The 18652-nt window shown below is 69.8% G+C and carries 15 protein-coding genes; 5 read left to right on the top strand and 10 right to left on the bottom strand.

Annotated elements, in window-relative coordinates:
* Nucleotides 1–27 precede the first annotated feature (27 nt).
* The 5 genes from trxB to murJ all read right to left on the bottom strand — a co-directional run bounded on the left by trxB (nucleotide 28) and on the right by murJ (nucleotide 6466).
* Nucleotides 28–981, bottom strand: a complete 954-nt coding sequence (gene trxB / locus ABZ671_RS14580; RefSeq protein ID WP_357857138.1) for a thioredoxin-disulfide reductase — start codon at nucleotides 979–981, stop codon at nucleotides 28–30.
* Nucleotides 982–1175: 194 nt separating this feature from the next.
* Complete coding sequence (locus ABZ671_RS14575) at nucleotides 1176–2069, bottom strand: hypothetical protein (RefSeq protein WP_357856863.1); 894 nt, start codon at nucleotides 2067–2069, stop codon at nucleotides 1176–1178.
* Nucleotides 2066–2755: an RNA polymerase sigma factor SigM gene (sigM, locus tag ABZ671_RS14570; RefSeq protein ID WP_357856860.1), complete on the bottom strand. Its 690-nt coding sequence runs from the start codon at nucleotides 2753–2755 to the stop codon at nucleotides 2066–2068. Before sigM ends, ABZ671_RS14575 begins: the two co-directional genes overlap by 4 nt.
* A complete protein-coding gene (locus ABZ671_RS14565; protein WP_357856857.1) occupies nucleotides 2752–4365 on the bottom strand; it encodes a protein kinase family protein in 1614 nt (537 codons plus the stop codon). The genes sigM and ABZ671_RS14565 overlap by 4 nt, the downstream gene beginning before the upstream one ends.
* Before the next feature lie 349 nt (nucleotides 4366–4714).
* Nucleotides 4715–6466, bottom strand: a complete 1752-nt coding sequence (gene murJ, locus ABZ671_RS14560) for a murein biosynthesis integral membrane protein MurJ (RefSeq protein ID WP_357856854.1) — start codon at nucleotides 6464–6466, stop codon at nucleotides 4715–4717.
* 129 nt (nucleotides 6467–6595) lie between these two features.
* Between murJ and ABZ671_RS14555 the strand changes: the two genes are divergently transcribed.
* Together ABZ671_RS14555 and ABZ671_RS14550 are read left to right on the top strand one after the other, a co-directional pair.
* A complete protein-coding gene (locus ABZ671_RS14555; RefSeq protein ID WP_357856851.1) occupies nucleotides 6596–8056 on the top strand; it encodes a CCA tRNA nucleotidyltransferase in 1461 nt (486 codons plus the stop codon).
* 182 nt (nucleotides 8057–8238) lie between these two features.
* Nucleotides 8239–10260 (top strand): S8 family serine peptidase, encoded by a 2022-nt coding sequence (locus tag ABZ671_RS14550; RefSeq protein WP_357856847.1) that lies wholly within the window; start codon nucleotides 8239–8241, stop codon nucleotides 10258–10260.
* 77 nt (nucleotides 10261–10337) lie between these two features.
* On the opposite strand, the gene ABZ671_RS14545 is transcribed toward ABZ671_RS14550, so the two are convergent.
* Nucleotides 10338–11846 (bottom strand): SPFH domain-containing protein, encoded by a 1509-nt coding sequence (locus ABZ671_RS14545; RefSeq protein ID WP_357856844.1) that lies wholly within the window; start codon nucleotides 11844–11846, stop codon nucleotides 10338–10340.
* Between the two features lie 24 nt (nucleotides 11847–11870).
* Nucleotides 11871–12395, bottom strand: a complete 525-nt coding sequence (locus ABZ671_RS14540) for a hypothetical protein (RefSeq protein WP_357856841.1) — start codon at nucleotides 12393–12395, stop codon at nucleotides 11871–11873.
* A gap of 92 nt (nucleotides 12396–12487) precedes the next feature.
* On the opposite strand from ABZ671_RS14540, the gene ABZ671_RS14535 reads away from it, so the two are divergent.
* Nucleotides 12488–12976, top strand: a complete 489-nt coding sequence (locus ABZ671_RS14535; protein WP_357856838.1) for a methylated-DNA--[protein]-cysteine S-methyltransferase — start codon at nucleotides 12488–12490, stop codon at nucleotides 12974–12976.
* A gap of 170 nt (nucleotides 12977–13146) precedes the next feature.
* Here ABZ671_RS14535 and ABZ671_RS14530 read toward each other — a convergent pair whose 3' ends face one another.
* Both ABZ671_RS14530 and ABZ671_RS14525 read right to left on the bottom strand, forming a co-directional pair.
* Nucleotides 13147–14226 (bottom strand): inositol-3-phosphate synthase, encoded by a 1080-nt coding sequence (locus ABZ671_RS14530; RefSeq protein WP_357856835.1) that lies wholly within the window; start codon nucleotides 14224–14226, stop codon nucleotides 13147–13149.
* 24 nt (nucleotides 14227–14250) lie between these two features.
* Nucleotides 14251–14889 (bottom strand): PadR family transcriptional regulator, encoded by a 639-nt coding sequence (locus tag ABZ671_RS14525; RefSeq protein ID WP_357856832.1) that lies wholly within the window; start codon nucleotides 14887–14889, stop codon nucleotides 14251–14253.
* Between the two features lie 174 nt (nucleotides 14890–15063).
* Between ABZ671_RS14525 and ABZ671_RS14520 the strand changes: the two genes are divergently transcribed.
* Nucleotides 15064–15528, top strand: a complete 465-nt coding sequence (locus ABZ671_RS14520; protein WP_357856828.1) for a DUF5318 domain-containing protein — start codon at nucleotides 15064–15066, stop codon at nucleotides 15526–15528.
* Nucleotides 15529–15790: 262 nt separating this feature from the next.
* Here ABZ671_RS14520 and ABZ671_RS14515 read toward each other — a convergent pair whose 3' ends face one another.
* On the bottom strand, nucleotides 15791–16132 hold the full coding sequence (locus tag ABZ671_RS14515; protein ID WP_357856825.1) for a hypothetical protein: 342 nt from the start codon (nucleotides 16130–16132) through the stop codon (nucleotides 15791–15793).
* Here ABZ671_RS14515 and ABZ671_RS14510 point away from each other — a divergent pair.
* The gene (locus tag ABZ671_RS14510) at nucleotides 16122–18518 is read left to right on the top strand and encodes a transglycosylase domain-containing protein (RefSeq protein ID WP_357856822.1); all 2397 of its coding nucleotides are present in this window, start codon (nucleotides 16122–16124) and stop codon (nucleotides 18516–18518) included. The genes ABZ671_RS14515 and ABZ671_RS14510 overlap by 11 nt on opposite strands.
* The last annotated feature ends 134 nt before the right edge of the window (nucleotides 18519–18652 follow it).

Genomic DNA, 18652 nt, shown 5'->3' with positions numbered 1-18652 from the left:
CTCCTCCGGGACGTTTTGGTAAATTCGTCAGTCTTGCAGGGTGGCGACGAACCGCTCGGCGTCCAGCGCGGCGGCACAGCCCGTACCGGCCGCCGTGATCGCCTGCCGGTAGGTGTGGTCGACCACGTCGCCAGCGGCGAAGACACCCGGGATGTTCGTCCGGGTGCTCGGTGCCTGCACCTTCACGTACCCCTCGCCGTCGAGTTCCACCTGACCGCGGAAGAGCTCGCTGCGCGGGTCGTGGCCGATCGCCACGAAGACGCCGGTGACGTCGAGCGTCTTGGCCTCACCGGTGTGCACGTTGCGGACCCGGACGCCGCTGACCTTGCCGTCGTCGCCGAGGATCTCCTCGACCACGGTGTTCCACTCGACCTTGATCTTGTCGTTGGCGAGGGCGCGCTCGGCCATGATCTTGCTGGCGCGGAACGAGTCCCGACGGTGGATGATTGTCACCGACTCAGCGAATCGGGTGAGGAAGCTTGCCTCCTCCATCGCCGAGTCGCCGCCGCCTACCACCACGATGTGCTGGTTGCGGAAGAAGAAGCCGTCGCAGGTGGCGCAGGACGACACACCGTGGCCCAGGTATTCCTGCTCGCCTGGCACGCCGAGCGGGCGCCACGCGGAGCCGGTCGCGAGGATGACGGCCTTGGCCCGGTAGGCGGTATCGCCCACCCACACCGTGCTGACCGCGTTCGAGCCGACCTCGCCGGTGTCCGTGAGCTCGACCCGGGTCACGTCGTCGGTCAGAAACTCTGCACCGAACCGCTCCGCCTGCTTGCGCATGTTGTCCATCAGCTCGGGGCCGAGGATGCCGTCCGCGAAACCGGGGAAGTTTTCCACCTCGGTCGTGGTCATCAGCGCGCCACCGGACTGCACGCCCTCGATGACGAGCGGCTTGAGGTTGGCGCGCGCGGCGTAGACCGCCGCGGTGTAGCCGGCCGGACCGGAGCCGATGATGATCAGGTTGCGGACCTCGTCCACTGCCGTCTCCCGATGTGTGTATTCGTCATCTACTCCGGCTGATCTTCCGCCGGGGACGATGCCGATCCCGAGTGCCGACGGCTCGGTGGCGTCGGCGCCTGACTTGCAGAACGTCATCGTACGAAGCGGCGATTCCCGAGCCGGTCATCCGGTGGGTCACGTCACGCGGCGGGACACGGCCGGCGACCGCGACCTCACCCTACCCGCGTACGGAAGCGGGTGTCCGCGCCGGACCCGGGCACCCCGCATTCCGGCCCGCTCGCCCACGCCCAGCGCTCGCCGCCCGCATCGAGGAAGGTGACTACCAGCGCCGGACGCCCCTCGAACGACGCGTAGTCGATCAGCTCGAGGGTGAGTGAGCCGGCCGCGTGCTCGGCCCCGATCGCGCGGAGGCAGGACTCCAGCGCCTCGGGCCGGGCGAGCCGGTCCAGGCCGTCGGCCGACGTAAGCCGCTCTGGTGCCTCTCCGCTCGTCTGCCAGCCCTCGCCGGCGGCGGCGAACGGGCGCCGGGTGCCGGAGAGTTGCTCCGGGCCGTAGTCGGTGCCGCTGTGCAGGGCCGGGCCGGTGGTCCGGAAGGGTGCGGTGGCAAGCGGGACGGCCCCGCCCGCCGAGGCCGAGCCGGCGACCGTGCCCCGGTCGGCCGTCACGGCCGTGTCGCCGCGGCCCGCGTCGATCACGTTGCTGAGTGCGAAGCCGACCGCGGTGACCGAGGCGGCAGCCAGGGCGACCGGCCCGGCGATCCGGGCCCAGCGTCGAGTACGTCGGCCCGGGCCCGTGTTGCGGCCCGAACCCTCGGCCGGCCGGGTCGCCCCACTCGCCCGCTGCGCCGGCACGGCACCAGCGAGCGCCGCCGAGATCCGGTCCGTCACGGCCGGCGGCATCTGCGGCGCGGGCGCGGCGGCCCAATCGGCCAGGTCGGCGTGGACCAGGTCCACCGCCCGGGCCAGCCCGGCGTACGCGGCGCCCCAGGCCGGATCCTCCCCGACCAGCCGGGCGACGGACGCCTGCTCCGGGGTGCCGTCCAGCGCCCCGCCGACGTAGTCGGCGAGCAGCTCGTGGTCGACTCCGCTGAACTCCCCGGAAGTCACGACTCCTCCTGGCTGGCGTCCCGCCGGGACCGCCCCGACGTCGATCCGACGCCCTCGGGCGGCCGGCGGTTCCCTCCGGTGACGCGGGGCACGTCCGTCGTCGCATCGGAACCGGTACGCAGGTGCCCGAGGAGCACGGCCAGCCGGGCCCGCCCACGGGCGCAGCGACTCTTGACCGTCCCCTCGGCCACGCCGAGGATTCGCGCCACCTCGGCCACCGGGTAGCCCTGCACGTCCACCAGGACCAGCGCGGTGCGCTGCTCGGCCGGCAGCTCGGCGAGGGCCTGCCGGACCACCAGCGCCGTTTCATGATCGCGAGCCGGCGCGGCCGGCTCCACCCCGCCGGTGTGCCAGCCGGGCTCCCCGTCGGTGTGCACCCCGTCCGGCAGCGGCACCGTGGCGTGCGTCTGACGCCGCCGGATCCGGTCCAGGCAGGCGTTCACCACGATCCGGTGCAGCCAGGTGGTCACCGCCGAGTCGCCGCGGAACCGGGCCGCCGCCCGGTGCGCCGAGAGCAGGGCGTCCTGGAGCGCGTCGGCGGCCTCCTCACGGTCGCCGAGGGTACGCAGGGCCACCGCCCAGAGCCGATCCCGGTGTCGGTGGAACAGCTCGGTGAAGGCATTCCGGTCGCCGTCGACGTGGGCCCGGAGCAGCTCGAGGTCGGACGCCCCGGCCGGCCAGCTCACGAGCCCGTGACCGTGATCTCCTGGACCCCCACCTTCCAGCCGTCGCCGCTGTCCTTCTTCGGCAGCTCGGTGATCCAGAAAAGCAGGTAGCGGTACTGCTGCTCCGGGTCGAACCCGTCGAAAATCATCTTCGTGCCGTTGTGCTCCAGGAACGGCTGCCCGATCTGGGTCTTGTAGCTGGCGAAGAGCTGCTTGTCACCCGACGAGCTGGACGGGAAGTCGCCCTTGCTGCCCGCGAGCAGCTGGGCCGAGGCGCCGGTGGACGACAGGACGGCCTGCAGCGACTTGACGGTGTGCGGGGAGCCCAGGTCGATCCAGATCCCCATGCCCCTCTTCAAACCGCCGAACTTGCCGTTGTTCCGATAGGTGTCGGTCTGCCAGCCCGTGTCGTCGTCGCCGTCGATCACCTTCTCGGCGTCGCGTACCTCGGCGCGGTCCCCGCTGTCCGGGTCGATGATCCGGACAGCCTGGATGTTGAGCTGGTGAACCGGCGCGGCGGCTGGAGTCGTGGCGGGCGCGGTGGTGGGCGAGTTGGGCAGATGCTCGGCCGCCGTGCCCTTCTTGTCGTCGCCACCGAGCACGCTGATCCCGACGAGCAGCCCGACCAGGGCTACCGCCAGCAGCCCGGCGATGCCCAACGCGACCTTGCGACCACCGGTGGTGGCCAGCGGGGTGGGCTCCTCGCCGGTGTCGGCGGCGAAGCGCAGCGGACCGGCCGGCTCCAGGAACTGCTCCTCGGCGGGGACGTCGAGGCGGTTCAGCTCGGCCGCCAGCACGTCCGACGACGGCGGGGCGATCTCTAGGTCGAGCAGGTCCATCGTGAGGTCGTCGAGGTATGCCGGCACCCCGGCGCGTACCTGGCGGGGTGCCGCGATCGCTCCACCGGCGTCACGTACCGCGTCAGGGATCGCGGCGCGGCCGTGCCCCGCGGTGGCGCCGCGCAGCGGGGCCTCGCCGTGCGGCCAGTGGCCGGTCAGGGCGAAGTAGAGAAGCCCACCGACCGCCCGGACGTCGTTCTCCCGGCTGTCCTCACCGTCGGTGCGCGCGTCGGCCAGCACCACCCGGCCGTCGTCACTGATCATCACCGTGCCGGGGTGGACGTTGCCGTGCACCATGCCGGTGGCGTGCACCGCGGCCAGAGCGCTCGCGACGGCGCTGCCGATGGCGGTCGACCGGGCCGGATCGAGCGGCCCATCGGTGGTGACCAGCTCGCGCAGGGATCGGCCGTCCACCCACTCGCGGACGACGTACGCCCGGTCGGCCTCGTCGATCGCGTCGTAGACGCCGACCAGGTTGGGATGGATCACCCGGCTCGCCGCGACGGCCGCCTGGAGCATCTCGGTGGCGGAGTCGCCACCCGGGTAGCGGAGGACCACCGCGACGGGACGGCGCAGCACGACGTCGACCCCGCGCCAGACCAGCCGGCCCGCGCTGTCGTTGTTGATGTGCTCGACCAGCTCGTACCGATCGGCGAGGAGTTCACCGGCCGTGGGAGCACCGAAGGTCATGACCGGAGGGGTGGTCTCCTCCGCCTCCTGACCCTCGCCGACCTGGGTCACCAGTCCTCCCTCGGTGATCGTGTCGATCGATGGACCCGTGCTGCTGGGCATGTGGCTGTCCGCTCTGCCTTCGAAGGAACCGGCACGCCCGCGTCGGCACCTGCCGTACCCGTCGAAAGCGACCTTACCCGGGATGCCCGGTTCTCCGACATGTCATCTTCCTGGCCGGCGCACGCACTAGCCAATCTAGAGGTTGACGGCAAGTAGTCGACGCAGGGGCGTAGCCGGTGTGGCGGGCCTCGGGGTCCGTCGCCGCATTCCCCCGGTCAGGCCAGCCATCCTCGTCCTTACGGCTGGTTATCCACAGGCCGAGAGGCCCATCCAGCCGCGAAACTCCGAGTTATCCACAGCCGTATCCCCAGGCTGGTGATCCTCGTTCACCGTCCGTCACGCAGCTGGGTCAGCGGCCGAGCCGGCGCCGCACCATGCCGACCACCTCGGTGATCTCGCCGATCCGCAGCACCGTGGCCAGCCCGAGGTACGCCGCGCCGATCACGGCACCGCCGACCACCAGTTGGATCACGGCGGTCAGCCAGCCCAGGTGCGCCGGCTCGCCGGGCAGCAGCTTCACCACCAGCAGGCCGACCAGGGCCGCGCCCAGCGCGGCGACGAGCACCCGTCCCATGGTCTGCATGATCTCGCCGAGCCCGATCCGACCCACCCGAGGACGCAGCAGGATCGCCGAGATCACCGCCGCCGCCACGTACGAGATGGCGTTGCCGAGCATCATGCCGGCCGCCGCGAAGGTGGTGGAGAAGGCGAGGAAGAGGCCGATCTGGAGGAGCACCCGCAGCGCCACCACCGGGATGTTGACCAGGGCCGGGGTCTTGGTGTCCGGCAGCGCGTAGAAGGCGAAGGTGAAGAGCTGGCTGATCGCGAAGGGCACCAGGCCAACCGCCGCCACCAGCAGCACGGTCGAGGTGGCCATCGCGTCGTTGCCCGTGAACGCGCCGTGCCGGAAGAGCACGACCGAGATCGGGCCGGCCAGCACCGCGTAGCAGACCGCGACCGGGGCGAGGACGGCGGTGACCATCCGGGTACCCCGGGACAGGTCGGCCGTGACGTCGCGGAATCGGCCCTCGCCGGCGGCGGCGCTCATCCGCGGCATCAGCGCCGTGATGATCGAGACGGCGATGATGCCGTGCGCCATCATCAGCAGCAGGAAGACGTTGTTGTAGATCAGCAGGCCGGCCTCTGTCTTGTCCTTGTCCTCGCCGGCGGCCCGGGTGAGCAGGTTGACCACCACGAAGAGGCCGAGCTGGTTGACCCCGACGTAGCAGAACATCCAGGCACCGAGCCGGCCCAGCTCGCGCAGCCCCAGTGCGCGGAAGTCGAACCGCCACTTCCACCGGAAGCCCACCTTGCGCAACGCCGGCAGCAGGCCAGCGCTCTGCACCGCGACGCCGAGCAGGGTGCCGCCGCCGACCAGCAGGATCCGACCGGGGGTCATCTCCCCCGGCTTCAGCGCCTTGGCCCCGTAGACGCCGATGTACAGGCCGAGGACGCCGATCACCACCAGGTTGTTCAGGATCGGTGCCCACATGGGTGCGGCGAAGTGCCCCCGGGTGTTCAAGACGGCCGCGATCAGCGCGCTCACACCGGTGAAGAAGAGCATCGGCAGCATCAGGTAGGACAGGTCGTTGACCAGCCCCTTGTACGTGGCGTCCTTGCCGGCGGCGTAGATCGCGGTGAGCAACGGCGCCGAGACCATCGCCAGCAGCGCGGCGGCGGCCAGCGTGAGCACCGCCAGGGTGAGCAGCCGCTGCGCGTACGCCTCGCCCCGGTCCGGGTCGACCTTTCGACGACGGACCAGCACCGGGATCAGCACGCTGGTGAGCACGCCGCCGAGCAGGAACTCGTACACCTGGTTCGGCAGGAACTGGGCCGTGGTGTACACGTTGCCGACCGCGTTGCCGAGGGCAGCACCGATCATCAGGGTGCGGATGAAGCCAGTACCCCGGCTCACCAGGCTGCCGACGGCCATCACCATGCTGTTCGCCGCGGCGCTGGTCTCCGCGACCACCTCCTGCGGCGGCGCGGTGGCCTCGACGCCCGGCATGTTCAGCGGCTCGGCGGAGATGTAGATGGCTCCGTCGTTCGGCGGCGGCTCGCCGCCGTGCGCGTTCGCGCTGCGGTAGAGCCCGCCGCTCATCTCCAGCCTCCAGGGGGTACGTCGAAGCCGGACCTCCGGGCCCGCACGGTCAAAACCTTAGTCACCCGCGACCGCATACCCGCGCCCGGCGCAATAGATCGCACCTCGGCCCGATAGGCTGGCGATCCCATGTCCGAAGCTTCCGCCTCCCACGCCGCCGACCGTCGCGAGCTGACCGCAGCGCAGCGCAACGCCGTCGCCGAACTGCTCCGCGTCTCGCCGGTCGCCGACGAGCTGGGCCAGCGCTTCGCCCGGGCCGGCCACGAACTGCACCTGGTGGGCGGCTCGGTGCGCGACGCGCTGCTCGGCCGCCTCGGTGAGGACCTCGACTTCTGCACCGACGCCCACCCAGACCAGACCATCAAGATCGTCCGGGGCTGGGCGGAGTCGATCTGGGAGACCGGGCGCGAGTTCGGCACCATCGGCTGCCAACGCGACGGGCTCCGCCTGGAGATCACCACCTTCCGTGCCGAGGCGTACGACCAGGTCAGCCGGAACCCGATCGTCGAATACGGGACCAACCTCATCGACGATCTCAAGCGCCGGGACTTCACCGTCAACGCGATGGCGGTCAGCGTCCCCGACCACCGGTTCACCGACCCGTACGGTGGCCTCGCCGACCTGGCCGCCAAGGTCATCCGTACCCCGGGGACGCCCCGGGAGTCGTTCGGCGACGACCCGCTGCGGATGCTGCGCGCGGCCCGGTTCGCCGCCCAACTGCGGTTCACGGTGCACCCAGAGGTGCGCGCGGCGATGATCCGAATGGCCGCCGACCTGGATCGGATCACCGCGGAGCGGATCCGGGACGAGTTCACCAAGCTGCTCTGCGGCGCGGACCCGATCACCGGGCTGCGGCTGCTGGTCGACACCGGGCTGGCGGAGCGCTTCCTCCCCGAGCTGACCGGGCTCAAGCTGGAGATCGACGAGCACGCCCAGCACAAGGACGTCTACGAGCACACCCTGACCGTGGTCAGCAACGCGATGTCCCTGGAAGAGGACGGCTGCGACTTCGTGCTCCGGATGGCCGCGCTGATGCACGACGTCGGCAAGCCAGCCACCAAGGCGGTCGGCTCGGACGGTCGGGTCAGCTTCCACCACCACGAGGTGGTCGGCGCCCGGCTCACCAAGGCCCGGATGAAGGCCCTGCGTTACCCCAAGGACGTCACCGCTGAGGTGGTCAAGCTGGTCGGCCTGCACCTGCGCTTCTACGGGTACGGCCGGGGCGAGTGGACCGACTCCGCGGTGCGCCGATACGTCACCGACGCCGGTGACCTGCTGTCCCGCCTGCACAAGCTCACCCGCTCCGACTGCACCACCCGCAACCGACGCAAGGCGGCCCAGCTCGCGGCCGACTACGACGCGCTGGAGGAGCGGATCGCCCGGATCGCCGCCGAGGAGGATCTGGCCCGGGTCCGGCCCGACCTGGACGGCAATGCGATCATGGAGCTGCTCGGCGTGCCGCCGGGGCCGATGGTGGGGAAGGCGTGGCAGCACCTCAAGGAGCTGCGGCTGGAGCGCGGCCCCCTGGAGCGGGAAGAGGCCGAGGCGGAGCTGCTGCGCTGGGCCCGGGAGCAGGGCGTCCTGGACTGATTCCGGCGTCTGCGTGACGACGGTACGCCAGTGTGTCGACCAAACGGTGGACGCGATCGACGGTGACCATCATGGATGATGGTACGACCGCTACGAGTCTCCGGCCGCCTGCCGTGAGACTGCGACGAGCGGTCATCCATCCGTCCGATCCGGACGGTTCGCCGGCACACGGGGAGTTTTTAGTGACACGTCCTGGCGCACTGCGCCGCTCCGCGCTGGCGGGGATCGCCCTCGCCTCCGTGACCTCCGTCGTCTTTGCCACCACCGGTGGCACCGCGATGGCCGCCCCCTCGGATCCACACCGGGCACCGGCCCGGGGTGCCGACACCGCCAAGGCCGTGCCCGACCGGTACATCGTCGTGCTGAAGGACGGCAAGGCCAGCCCGGCCAAGGCGCGGGCCTCGGCGCTGACCAAGAGGCACGGTGGATCCGTTCGCAAGGTGTTCACCAAGGCAATCAACGGCTACTCCGCCACGATGAACCGTCGACAGGCGGCACAGTTGGCGGCCGATCCCGACGTGGCCTACGTCCAGCAGGTCCAGCGCTACACGGCCACCGGCACCCAGGCCAACCCGCCGTGGGGCCTGGACCGGATCGACCAGACCGCACCCAAGCTCAACGGCAAGTACGCCTACCCGAACACCGGCGCCGGGGTCACCGCGTACATCGTGGACACCGGCATCGACATCAACCACCCGGACTTCGGCGGCCGGGCCAGCTACGGCTACGACTTCGTCGAAGACGACGAGGAGGCCCAGGACTGCGACGGCCACGGCACCCACGTGGCCGGCACCGTCGGCGGCACGAAGTACGGCGTGGCCAAGGGCGTCAAGCTCGTCGCGGTGCGGGTGCTGGACTGCGAAGGCAGCGGCACCACCGAGGGGGTCCTCGCCGGCATCGACTGGGTGACCGCGAACGCGGTCAAGCCGGCCGTGGCGAACATGAGCCTCGGCGGCGGCCTCGACAAGGCCCTCAACAACGCGGTCGCCAACTCGATCGCCTCCGGCGTCACGTACGCCGTCTCGGCAGGCAACGAGAGCAGGGACGCGTGCAAGGTCTCGCCGGCTGCCGTGCCGACGGCCATCACCGTCGGCGCGACGGACCGGGTGGACTTCCGGGCCTGGTTCTCCAACTACGGCCGCTGCGTGGACACCTTCGCTCCCGGCGTCAACATCATCTCCGCCGCGCCGGGTAACAAGACCGACGTGATGGACGGCACCTCGATGGCCGCTCCGCACGTGGCCGGCGCTGCGGCCCTGCTGCTTCAGACGAACCCGAAGTGGACTCCGAAGCAGGTGCGGGACCGCATCGTCACCACCGGCATCGCCGGTGCCGTGCACGACCCCATGGGATCGACCAACCGGCTCCTGCACGTCGGCGCGGTCAACTTCGCCCGCAGCTCGTACGGGCTGAAGGCGCGCGCCACCGGCAGGTTCGTGACCGCGGACAAGAAGGGCGTCAAGCCGCTTCTCGCCAACGCCAAGTCGCTCGGCAGCCTGGAGAAGTACGACGTCGTCAACGCCGGCAAGGGCTTCGTCGGCCTGCGGGCGAAGGCCAACGGCAAGTACGTGACCGTGGACAAGAAGACCGCCAAGCTGATCGCGAAGAGCAAGAAGATCGGCGCCCGGGAGAAGTTCCGGATCATCGACAACATCGACGGCACGGTGAGCCTGAGGGCGAACGCCAACGGCAGGTACGTCACCGCGCCCAAGACCACCTCTCCGGTGACCGCCAAGAAGACGACGATCGGCACCGCCGAGAAGTTCGACTTCGCCGCGCCGGATCCGGTGGTCGGCATCAGGTCGAAGGTCAATGGCAGGTACGTGACCGCGGACAAGAAGGGCACCAAGCCGCTCATCGCCAAGAGCAAGTCGATCGGTGGCTGGGAGAAGTTCGAGATCGTCACCGTCAAGGACGGCATGTTCGGCCTGCGTGCCAAGGGCAACGGCAAGTACGTGACCGCGGACAAGAAGGGCACCAAGCCGCTCATCGCCAAGAGCAAGTCGATCGGTGGCTGGGAGCGGTTCGGCTTCCTGGACTACAACATCGACGGCTCGGTCTACCTGTTCTCGTTCGGCAACTTCAAGGCGGTGACCGCCGGCAGCAAGGGCACCAGTCAGCTGAAGGCCAGCCGTAACATCAACGTCTACAGCCCCACCTGGGGTCTCGGTAACGGCGAGAAGTTCATCCTCGTCGTCCTGTAAGCCCGATCACGACGGCGCCCGCCGGAGTTCCCCGAGAGGGGAGACCCGGCGGGCGCCGTCGTTGTGGCCGGTGGTGCTCAGTTCTCGACCGCGCTGCCGTCCACCGTCGTCTTGCCGTTGATCTGCGCGCCGCCCAGCTTGGCGAGCAGCCCGGCCAGGTCGATGCCGGTGAGGTCGCTGCCGAGCTGCAGACCCTGGGCCACGTTGTCGGCCACCGACTTGGTCAGCGACGACGCGCCGTCGGTGGAGATGACGGTCATCTTGTCGATCGCGCCGATCGGCGCGCTGGCCGCCCCGACCACCTGCGGTAGCACCTTGACCAGCAGGTCAAGCACTGCGGCCTCGCCGTACGCGGCGAACGCCTCGGCCTTGCGGGCCATCGCGTCGGCCTCGGCCTGCCCCTTGGCCAGGATGGCCGCGGCCTCGGCCTGGCCCTCGCGCTCGACCGCCTCGGCGATCGCGGACCGCCGACGCTGCTCGGCCTCACCCTCCTTGGCGCCCTCGATCGCGTTCGCCTCGGCCAGCGCGGCCCGGCGGGCCCGCTCGCCCTCACCGATCAGCCGGGCCTGCTCGGCGGCGGCCTGGGCGGCCGCGATGGTGGCCTGCCGCTCGGCATCGGCCTGCAGCACCGCCGCGTTGCGGGCGGCCTCGGCCTCCTGCTCGACCTTGTACCGGGCCGCGTCGGCCGGCTTGCGCACCTCGGTGTCGAGCTGGCGCTGCTTCAGCTCGGCGTTCCGCTCGGCCACCTTCTGCTGCTCGGAGAGGATGGCCTGGTCCCGCTCGGCCTGGGCGAGCGGACCGGACGCCGCCGACTTGGCCTTGGCCGCGTCGATCTCCGCCTGGATGGCCGCCTGCTTGAGGGACAGGTTCCGATTCGCCTCGGCGATTGCCTCCTCGGCGAGCAACCGCTCCTGCTCGGCGGCCTGCCGGGCGCGGGCCTCGGCGATGGAGGCGTCCTTGAGCACCCGGGCGGCCTCCGGCCGGCCCAGGTCGGCCAGGTATGACCCCTCGGCCAGGATGTCCTGGAGCTGGAAGGTGTCCAGCACCAGGCCCTGGTTGGTCATCGAGTGCTCGGCTTCCTCGGCCACCGCGCTGGCGAAGGCGGCCCGGTCCCGGATGATCTCCTCGATGGTGAGCCGGCCGACGATCGAGCGCAGTGCGCCGGCCAGCACCTCGCGGGTGAACTCCTCGATCTCGTCCTGCTGGTGCAGGAAGCGCTGGGCGGCGGCGCGGATAGCGTCTTCAGTGCCGCCGACCTTGACGATCGCGACACCCTGCAGGTTGGCGCGGATGCCCTGCTTGCTCACCGCGCCCTGGATCTCGACGTGGATCCGCCGACTGGACAGGTCCAGCGACTGCAGCTTCTGCACGACCGGCAGGACGAAGACCGACGCCCCCATGACGACCTTCTGGCCGGACATGTCGGTGGAGCGCCCACCGTCGGCGGTCTGGGTGGTCCGGCCCTTACGGCCGGTGACGATGAACGCCTCGTTCGGGCCGGCCACCTTGATCCGGGAGAGCACGAAGAGGATGAGTAGGACGACGAGGAGAACCGCGCCGCCGATGGCGACGAGCAGGGAATCCATGGCAGTTCCGTCTCTGCTAAGGGGTCAGTAGGTTTCGACGTGCACGCTGGTCTCACTGAGCGCCTCGATCACGAAGATCTGGGCGCCGACCGGGATCGGATGGTCGGCGCGGGCGTTGAGCTTGACCGGCTGGCCGGCGAGGCGTACCCGGACCTCGCCGTAGCCATCGGCGGGGACCGGGGTCACCACCAGACCGACCGCGCCGACCAGGTGGTCGCGGGTCGGCGTGGGGTCCGTACGCATGTTTCGCGCCGCCCGGCTGAGCCGGGCCGCCAGCCAGCCGGTGGGCACGGCGGCGAGCACGCCGCCGGCCACCGCCGCCGCGATCATCCCGGGGGTACCCCCGCCGAGCAGCTCGTTGACGATGGCGGCGCCGAAGCCGAACGCCCCGATGAACCCGGCGACCGTCTCCAGTGAAACCGGACCGTCGACGTCCGGGTGACCGAAGCTGAACAGGTCGGCACCGAGCAGGGCGAGCGCCAGCACGCCGGCCCCGACCCCGCCAATGATCAGAAAGATGAGCGTCCCGGTGGCCACGACCTGCACCATATCGACACCGGGCAAGTCGCTGGCTGTGCGACCACTCAGCACAATCCTGGCCGGGATGCGGATGGCGCGGTGGGCGCGGGCAGAATGGCCGCATGCGTTGGACCGTGCTCGACTCGCCGATCGGGGAGTTCTGCGTCGCCACCGACGGCGAGGCCATCCGGGGGGCGCACTTCGGCCGGGTGGAGTCGGCGACCGACCAGCCCGGCGACGAGGTGACCGCACGCGCGGTGGCCGAGCTGCGCGCGTACTTTGCCGGTGAGCTGACCGAGTTCACGGTGCCGGTGGTGGTGAGCCGGGGGTCGGAGTTCGAGCGGGCGGTGTGGCGCGAGATGACCCGCATCCCGTACGGGGAGACGAAGACTTACGGCGAGGTGGCGAGGGAGGTCGGCGACCCGGGTGCGGCCCGCGCGGTCGGGGTGGCCTGCAACCGGAACCCGGTCCCGGTGATCGTGCCCTGCCACCGGATCGTCGGGGCCGGCGGCAAGTTGGTCGGCTTCGGCGGCGGCCTGCCGCGCAAGGTGACCTTGCTGGAGCTGGAGGCCCGGGTGGCCCTGGAACGGGCCTGGTCGCCCGGCTGTTGAGCGCTCCTGGGACAGGTTAGCCGGATAACCGAAGATCTTGGTGGATTTCGGCCCCTATAGGGGCCACTCTCGACCAAGATCTCGCCCGAAGAAGTGGGCTAATTCCCTGAAATGGCGTCGAGGGCCGATCCGTGTGGACCCGGCCCTCGACGGTGCTGTGCGTCAGCGCGTCAGCGCTCGATCTCGCCCTTGATGAACGCCTCGACGGCGGCGTGCGCGTCGTGGTCGGCGTACTGCACGGGCGGGGACTTCATGAAGTACGAGGAGGCGGAGAGGATCGGGCCACCGACCTTCCGGTCCAGCGCGATCTTCGCGGCCCGGACGGCGTCGATGATGACACCGGCCGAGTTCGGCGAGTCCCACACCTCGAGCTTGAGCTCGGCGTTGAGCGGGGCGTCGCCGAAGGAGCGGCCCTCCAGGCGGATGTAGGCCCACTTGCGGTCGTCGAGCCACGGCACGTGGTCCGACGGGCCGATGTGCACGTCGCTCTTCTGCATTTCGTGCGGGATCTGAGAGGTCACCGACTGGGTCTTCGAGATCTTCTTCGAGACCAGGCGGTTGCGCTCCAGCATGTTCATGAAGTCCATGTTGCCGCCGAAGTTGAGCTGGTACGTGCGCAGCAGCTCGACCCCGCGGTCCTCGAAGAGCTTGGCGAGGGCGCGGTGCACGATGGTGGCACCCACCTGGCTCTTGATGTCGTCGCCGACGATCGGCAGGCCGGCGTCCTCGAACTTCTTCGCCCAGACCGGGTCGGAGGCGATGAAGACCGGCAGGGCGTTCACGAACGCGCAGCCCGCGTCGATGGCGGCCTGGGCGTAGAACTTGTCGGCCTGCTCGGAGCCTACCGGCAGGTAGGAGACGACCACGTCGACCTGGGCGTCGCGCAGCGCCTGGGCCACGTCGACCGGCTCGACGTCCGACTCCTCGATGATCTCGCGGTAGTACTGGCCGAGACCGTCGAACGTCGGGCCGCGCTGCACGGTCACGCCGGTCGGCGGCACGTCACAGAGCTTGATGGTGTTGTTCTCGCTGGCGACGATCGCCTCGGCGAGGTCCATGCCCACCTTCTTGGCGTCCACGTCGAACGCCGCGACGAACTTTACGTCGGAGACGTGGTAGTCGCCGAAGGTGACGTGCATGAGACCCGGGACGCGGTCGGTCGGATCGGCGTTCCGGTAGTACTCCACACCCTGTACGAGGGACGAGGCGCAGTTACCCACACCGACGATGGCGACGCGGACGGAGCCCATAGCGTCTGCCTCCTTCTTCTTTCATCACGGCCGCTCTGTCCTGGACTCTCCAGGCGGAGGCGGGCTTTCGTTTTCTCGTCGACCGCCGGCTGTCCCGGGTTCCGGGACCGTCGGGGCTCGGCCGGAGCGCTCGTTGGCGATGAGCTCCTCCAGCCAGCGGACCTCGCGCTCACAGGCATCAAGGCCGTGGCGCTGCAGTTCCAGGGTGTACGCGTCGAGTCGCTCGGCGGCCCGGCCGAGTACGTCGCGAAGGCCTTCGCGACGTTCCTCGATCCTGCGGCGGCGACCTTCCAGGATCCGGAGCCGGGTGGCCTGGTCGGTCCGGGCGAAGAACGCGAAGTGCACGCCAAAGCCCGTGTCGTCGTACGTCTCGGGCCCAGCCTGCGCTATCAGCTGGGCGAACCGTTCCTTGCCCTCCGCGGTAATGGTGTAGACCACCCGACCGCGGCGGCTGGTCAGCGCGGGAACCTCCTCGGCGGTCGCGGGTGTCTCGGCGGCTTCGGTGATCCATCCCGCCGCCTGCAGCCGGCGCAGGGTCGGGTAGAGCGAGCCGTAGCTGATCGCCGCCCGGATGGCACCGAGCTTGGCGGCCAACTCCTTGCGCAGCTCGTAGCCGTGCATCGGAGCCTCCTGCAGGAGGCCAAGGATGGCGAGCTCGAGCACGGGCCACCCCTTCTTACCCCCGGCGTGGAGGCGTAACCGCCGCGATGTATCGGACCGATACATCGCACGTTAGCGGAGACCCGTGATCAGGGCAAACTATTCGACACGCGCTTGTGCGATCACGGATCGTGACGGTGGTCGCCTCACCCGGCGGGACCGCGTACCCTTTGCCGCATGCGTACGCAGCGCCAGGTCGTCGACTACTCGCTCCGGAAGCGAGCGGTGCTGCGCGATCTGCTCGCCGCCCGAATCGGCAGGTACGACGTCTGCGACGCCTCCCCGTACCTGAAGAACGCGGCCCGGTTCCATGGTGAACCCACCGAGGAGCGCTGCCCGATCTGCCGCAGCGAGAACCTCGTGCACGTCCACTACATTTACGGCGACGAACTCAAGCAGTCCGCCGGGCAGGCGCGTACCCGGGCCGAGTTGTCGGTCCTGGCGATGACGCTGCGTGAGTTCCAGGTCTTCGTGGTGGAGGTGTGCCCCGGCTGTGCGTGGAACCATCTCGTCGAGCAGTACCTGCTCGGCCGGGACGGGCTGGCCGAGGGCGCGGAGGACGGGTCGGAGCAGCAGGCGGTGAGCGGCTCGTCCGCTCCGGCTGGCTCCACCCCTCGTCGGAGGCGAGAGGCGCAACGGTGAATGTGGCTGTGCCGGTCAACCCCGGCCCGACGTACGGGCGGGGCGACCGACAGCATCCAATTCTGATTGGTCCGAATAGGTCGGATTCGACCGCTGCGCCTCGGTGCGTACGAGGGGCAGCGGCTCGTGTTCCAGCTCACGGCAACCCGGTGGCGGCGCCCCTGCGCCCCATCGCGACCGGCAGGGTGTGAGGAATGAACTACGGCGATCCCAGTTCTTCGCGTGGGCGGGCCCAGATCCCGGGCCCGTACGGCGACCACGATCAAGGCGGAAGCCCACGCGGGAACAACTGGTCATCCGGGCCGGAAGGCGGTGCCTCGGCGCGCGCCTCCGTGCCGTCCCAGGGCTCCGCGTCCGGTGGGCGCGCCTCGGTCGGCGGGGTGGCCCCGGCACCGCGCGGTGCTTCCGGCTCGGCCTCGGTGGGCCGGGCCGGCGCCGGCCGCGCCTCGGTGCCGGTGTCCCCGGCCGGGCCGGCCGGCCGCGCCTCGGTCGGTGCGGCCAGCGTGGGCACGGCCGGGCGGGCCGCCGTCGGTGCGGCCAGCGTGGGTACGGCGGGGCGGGCGAGCGTCGGCTCGGCGGGCGGCCGGGCTGGTGTGCCCGGCACGGCGGCCGGCGGCTCCGGCGGGCCGGGCGGCCCGAACGGTCCCGGCCGCGGTGGACGCGGTGGCCGCAGTGACGACCCGGCCGCGCGGGCCCGGACGAAGAAGCGCCGGCGGTTCAACATCCTGATCGCCGGCTTCGCCGTCTTCATCATGCTCGCGGGCATCGGTGTCGTCGGCTTCACCTACTACTCGACGAACGTGGTCCTGCCCGACCAGTTGCCGATGCCGCTGTCCACCACCGTGTACGCGAAGGACAACAAGACGGTGCTGGCCAAGCTCGGCGACCAGAACCGTCAGCTCGTCAAGATCGATGCCATTCCGAAGCACGTGCAGCACGCGGTGGCCGCGGCGGAGGACCGGAACTTCTATCGGCACTCCGGCGTGGACTACAAGGGCATCGCCCGGGCCGCCTGGAACAACCTCACTCGCTCCGACAAGCAGGGCGCCTCCACCATCACCCAGCAGTACGCCCGCAACGCCTACGCGAGCCTGAATGACGACACGTACGCCCGGAAGGTGAAGGAGGCGATCGTCGCCTCGAAGCTGAACGACACGTACTCCAAAGACCAGATCATGGAGCACTACCTCAACGTGATCTATTTCGGGCGGGGCGCGTGGGGCATCGAGGCGGCGTCGCAGACCTACTTCGGCAAGCCCGCGAAGAAGCTGGACGTGGCCGAAGGCGCGGTGCTGGCCGGCCTGATCAAGCAGCCGGAGGCCACTGACACGCACCGGGGCTACGATCCGTCCGTCAACCCGGAAGACGCCCAGGCGCGGTGGACGTACGTGCTCGACGGCATGGTCGCCGAGGGTTGGCTCAACGCGCCGAACATGCCGGCGCGGCCGACCGAGTATCCGAAGACCGTCCTCAAGCCGAAGCCGGTCGCGGACACCGGCTTCGGCGTGAAGAGCCCTCGCGGCAACGTGATCAACTATGTCCGGCAGGAGATGGACCAGTGGGGCCTCTGCTCCGACACCCCGGGGGCAACCGACAAGGTCAGCTGTGTCGACGCGCTGCGGGACGGCGGATATCGGATCCAGACCACGATCGATCCGAAGCTCCAGAAGCTGGCGGAAGACGCCGCGATGCGGGCCAGGAAGAACTCCGAGATGGCCGGCCAGCCCAAGAACCTGATGGCCGCGCTGGTCTCGATCGACCCGAGGAACGGACGGGTGCTCGCCTACTACGGCGGGGACAGCGGCGTTGACTTCGACTACGCCGGCAAGAATGTCGACAAGAACGGTGACGTGACCGGCGGGCACCCGCCGGGCTCGTCGTTCAAGATCTACAGCCTGGCGGCGGCCGTCAACGCCGGCATCTCGGTGAAGTCGCACTGGGACGCCAGCCCGTTCACGCCCACGGGCTTTGCCGATCCAATTCAGAACGCCAACCGGGACGTGAAGCGGACCTGCGGCAAGTGGTGCACGCTCGAATACTCGACCATCGAGTCGTACAACGTGCCGTTCTTCCACCTCGCCGAGGACATCAAGACGTCGACCGTGCTGGACATGGTGAAGCAGGCCGGCGTGTCCACGGTCTGGACCGTCGACCCGCCCCAGGCGTACGACCTGGCCAAATACAAGTCGGAAGAGCTCGCCCCGGAGAAGTTCGACCGGGTGTTGAGCTACGGCCAGTACCCGGTCACGGTGCTGGACCACGCCAATGGCGTGGCCACACTCGCGAACGACGGCACCTACAACAAGGCCCACTTCGTGATCAAGGTCGAGAAGCAGAACGTGGACACCGGCAAGTGGGAGCTGGTCAAGAGCGAGCAGCTCAATCCACAGCGGCGGATCCGCCCCGCCGTCGCCAAGGAGGTTACCGGCGTCCTCAAGCAGATTCCCAAGCCGAACGGCCGGGCCCTGCAGAACGGCCGGGAGTCCGCCGGCAAGACCGGCACCTGGGAGTCGGGACGTAACCACGACCTCAACGCCCACGCCTGGATGGTCGGCTACACCCCGCAGTACGCCACCGCCGTCTGGGTGGGTAGTCGGGACCCGAAGAAGCCGGAGATCGTCGACAAGAACGGCCGGAACATCTTCGGATCCATGCTGCCGGGCGCCATCTGGCAGCGGTTCATGAACGCCGCGTTGGAGGGCAAGAAGGCGGAGCCCCTGCCGTCGGTGACCGGCATGGGCGACGAGAACGCCGGCAACGGCACCAAGCCGGTCGAAAAGCCGGCCGAGGAGCAGTCGGATTGCCCAATCCCCGGGTTCTGCCAGAACCCCGGCAACCCAGGCAACCCCGGTAATCCAGGCAACCCAGGTAATCCGGGTAACCCCGGTAACCCCGGTAATCCGGGTAATCCGGGTAATCCGGGTAACGGTCGTCGCGGTGGTGGTGGTGGTGGTCTGCTGCCCAGCACGCCACCACGCCAGACATACTGACGGGTATGGCCTGGCGGCGGCGGCCGGACCACTGGTCCGGCTTGGACAGCAAGAAGAAGATCGACGAGGACATCGGCGACGACCTGGACCTGCTGGTGCAGGCGGTGGAGCTGGTGGTCACCTCGCAGTTCGGC

It is taken from the genome of Micromonospora sp. NPDC006766 (genome assembly GCF_040636055.1).
In the GTDB taxonomy this organism is placed as follows: Bacteria; Actinomycetota; Actinomycetes; order Mycobacteriales; family Micromonosporaceae; genus Micromonospora.
Note: the sequence above shows the minus strand (reverse complement) of the source record. Positions and strands in the feature narration are given on the sequence as shown.